Annotated in this window: 4 protein-coding genes; all 4 read right to left on the reverse strand. The window is 59.7% G+C overall.

Features of this window, described 5'->3' with window-relative positions; translation table 11 throughout:
- On the reverse strand, nt 1-155 hold a 155-nt coding region (locus QAT43_RS14920), incomplete at its 3' end, for a rhodanese-like domain-containing protein (protein WP_442900279.1).
- Nucleotides 156-748: 593 nt separating this feature from the next.
- Nucleotides 749-2,092, reverse strand: a complete 1,344-nt coding sequence (locus QAT43_RS14655; protein ID WP_305043834.1) for a sigma 54-interacting transcriptional regulator — start codon at nt 2,090-2,092, stop codon at nt 749-751.
- 12 nt (nt 2,093-2,104) lie between these two features.
- A complete protein-coding gene (locus QAT43_RS14660) occupies nt 2,105-2,680 on the reverse strand; it encodes a hypothetical protein (RefSeq protein WP_305043835.1) in 576 nt (191 codons plus the stop codon).
- On the reverse strand, nt 2,677-3,170 hold a 494-nt coding region (locus tag QAT43_RS14665; protein ID WP_305043836.1), incomplete at its 5' end, for a sensor histidine kinase. The genes QAT43_RS14660 and QAT43_RS14665, both read right to left, overlap by 4 nt.

A 3,170-nucleotide genomic window follows, 5' to 3' on the forward strand; every position in this document is an offset into this window, starting at 1 on the left:
AGGGAGATGGCACCGGGCAAATGACCGGCGGCGTACTCCTGCGACTGACGGATATCGAGCAGCAGATAATCCTCGGGATGGCGCTCCCGCATCCACTGGCGCAAGGTCTCCGGTGTCCACAAAGCCAGGGGCCTGAACAAATCAACAACACCCATCGGAATCAACCTCGCCCTAAGTCGTCAAAAGCCAGTATCCGCACATTGAAGGGGGCTGTCAAACCGAAGCCATAGTTCACTTTTTTATATTTGTTCATGTTTTTTGTACTGTAATTTTGAAATAAAAAATAAAAAAAACCGCCTGGCGGTAGGGCAGAAGCCGTCAGGCGGAAGTGCAACAATTTTGTTTTTCGCTTTGCTTTTTTATATGAGCACATCTTGTGCCAAAAAATTTATTACTCGCATTTTCAACAACTTCCAACCCGAACAGGGAGAACACCTTCCCCGGGCGGGGCCAACGGCGAGAGATGATGTCTCTGTTCGGCAACAGCGGGCGAACCTTAAATCCGGTCTTTAGGCTCCGCAAGACGATTCGGCCCTAAACAGTACCGCGGGAGGAAGCCAACCGGCGAATACTCCGGAGGAATCCAGCGCCTCTACCCTGAAGGAGCAATTTGCGGCTCCTGTTGCTCAGGGACGACAGGGGCAAGACAAAGAGACAATTTTTGTTGCTGAGCGGGAGGAGACAAACCTTGGAAATCTGCCGAAGTTCGTCAAAACCGACGAGGCGGCAGCGCGGACCACCTACTCCGTTATTTGAAAAGGGTCGGCACGATATGATGGCGGCTGAGCAGCTTGTAGAATTCGGTGCGGTTGCGCTTGGCCAGACGCGCGGCATGGCTGACGTTGCCGCGCGTGATCTTGAGGAGCTGGACCAGATACTCCTGTTCGAACTGACGGCGGGCGTCGGCAAAGGAGAGGATATTGTCGGGGGTTTCGCGAATGGCGCTGTTGACCAGGTCGGACGAGATGACCGCGCTGGTCGACAGGGTCACCGCCTGCTCCACGACATTGCACAACTGGCGAATATTGCCGGGCCAGGACGCGGCGACAAGAACCTCCATGGCATCGGGGGAAAAGCTGCCGAGGGGCTTGTCTGACTCCTCGGCGAACTTGCGCAGGAAATAATTGGCGAGCAGGGGAATGTCTTCCCGGCGCTCGGCAAGGGATGGCAACTCCAGGGACACGACATTGAGACGGTAGTAGAGATCCTCGCGGAAATGTCCTTCCTGAATCTCGTCTTCGAGGGTGCGATGGGTGGCCGAGATAATCCGCACGTCGATGGCGACGGCCAAGGCCGAGCCAATGGCGCGCACCTGCTTTTCCTGCAGAACGCGCAACAACTTGACCTGCAGGGTCAGGGGCATGTCGCCGATTTCATCGAGAAACAGGGTTCCGCCGTCGGCGCTGCGGAAAAGGCCGGCATAATTGCGGTCGGCTCCGGTGAAGGACCCCTTGACGTGACCGAACAGTTCGGATTCGAGCAGATTATCGGGGATGGCGCCGCAGTTGACGGGAACGAAGGGCTTGTCGGCGCGCGGACTGGCGCGGTGGATGGCCTGGGCGAGCAGTTCCTTGCCGGTGCCGCTTTCGCCCCGAATCAGAATGCTGGCGCCGCTTGCCGCAGCGAGCCGGGCCTTGCTCAGCAAGTCCTCCATGAGCGGGCTTTGGGTGATGATGTCCCCGCGCCAGGCCTGTTCACTGTCTGCGCCGGCGCCGCCCGGGGAGAGGGTCAGCGCCTTTTCGACGTCCCGCAGCAGTTCGCGGCCGTTGAGCGGCTTGGTCAGAAAGCTGAATACGCCGCGCCGCGTCGCCGTGACCGCATCGGGAATCGAACCATGGGCGGTCATGATGAATACCGGCAGGGAGGTATTGCTCTTGCGGATGGCCTCAAAAAGCGCCATGCCGTCCATGCCCTCCATGCGCAGATCGGTAATCACCAAATGGGGGCGCAAGACCGGCAGCAGCGCCAGCGCCTGTTCGCCGCTCTGGGCGCAGCTGACTTCATAGCCATTGCTGGTGAGGCGCATGGAGAGCAAGCGCAACAGATCTTCGTCGTCATCCACCAGCAGAATTCGCTTCTTATTGAGATCCATGATAAGTCCGTATCAGAGCGCGGGACGACCGTTGACCTCGCGCTGCCGCATGATGTTTTCAATGTCGCGCAGTTCCTTCAATTGCCGTGCCAACGTCTCGGACGCTTCCTTTTCCTGAACCAGGCGCCGTTCGAGCTTTTCCCGTTCGTTGACCAGGTCGACCATCAGCCGCGCCAGGGCCTCGAGATCGGCGTCGCGCGACTCCTCGCGCTTGAGATAATCACGAAGCATTTCGCGCCCCTTGTGGGCATTGCTGAACCCCTTGCCCGGCATCAGCATCACCAACGCCAGGCGAAAACGCTCGACATCACCGTCATTCTCCACGAATTGATCGATGACGCGGCGATACTCCTCGGCCTGGGAGCGCCCCTCCAGGGATTGAAAGGCCGCGAGGAATTCCAGGACCTCGGCGGATTTCACCACCGGCGGCGGCTCCGCCTGCACAGCCTGGGGCAGACGATCAGGCGGTGCGGCCGGCGCAAGGGAGACCACGCTGGGCCGCCCCACCATCTCGCGCAATTGCGCGCAACCGCCGATCAATAGGGAAATCACCAGGATCGCCAAACAAATCCATCTCGTGCGTTTCATGCCCTGTTCTCCGCAGCAAGAGGCAGCCGCACCCGAAACAGGGCACCGCCGGCGGAACTCTCTTCCACCTCGACCTCGCCCTGCAGCGCCGCCACATAATCCCGAACGATGGACAAGCCGATGCCGGTGCCCTGCACAGGCCCCAGGCAGGCCGCCCGCCCCTGGTAAAAGGGTTCGAAAATCTTTTCCTTTTCATCCGCGGTGATGCCCGGCCCCGAATCACCCACTTCGATCAGGGCCATCGCGCCGTCACGACCGACGCTGAGCTCCACCAACCCTCCGGCGGGCGTGTACTTGACCGCATTGGAGAGCAGATTGTCGAGCAAGGCCTTGAGCCGCTCGCGATCGCCTTGCAGCAGCAAAGGAGAAACGCTGGTGCGCAGTTTGAGCTCTTTTTTCAACACGGCGGCGCGCTGATCCTCAAGCACGGCTTCCACCAGGTTGAGGACATCCACCGCTCCCGCCCCGGCACCGAGAACTTCCACCCGAC

Origin of the sequence: Geoalkalibacter sp. (genome assembly GCF_030604225.1) — a bacterium.
In the GTDB taxonomy this organism is placed as follows: domain Bacteria; phylum Desulfobacterota; class Desulfuromonadia; order Desulfuromonadales; family Geoalkalibacteraceae; genus Geoalkalibacter.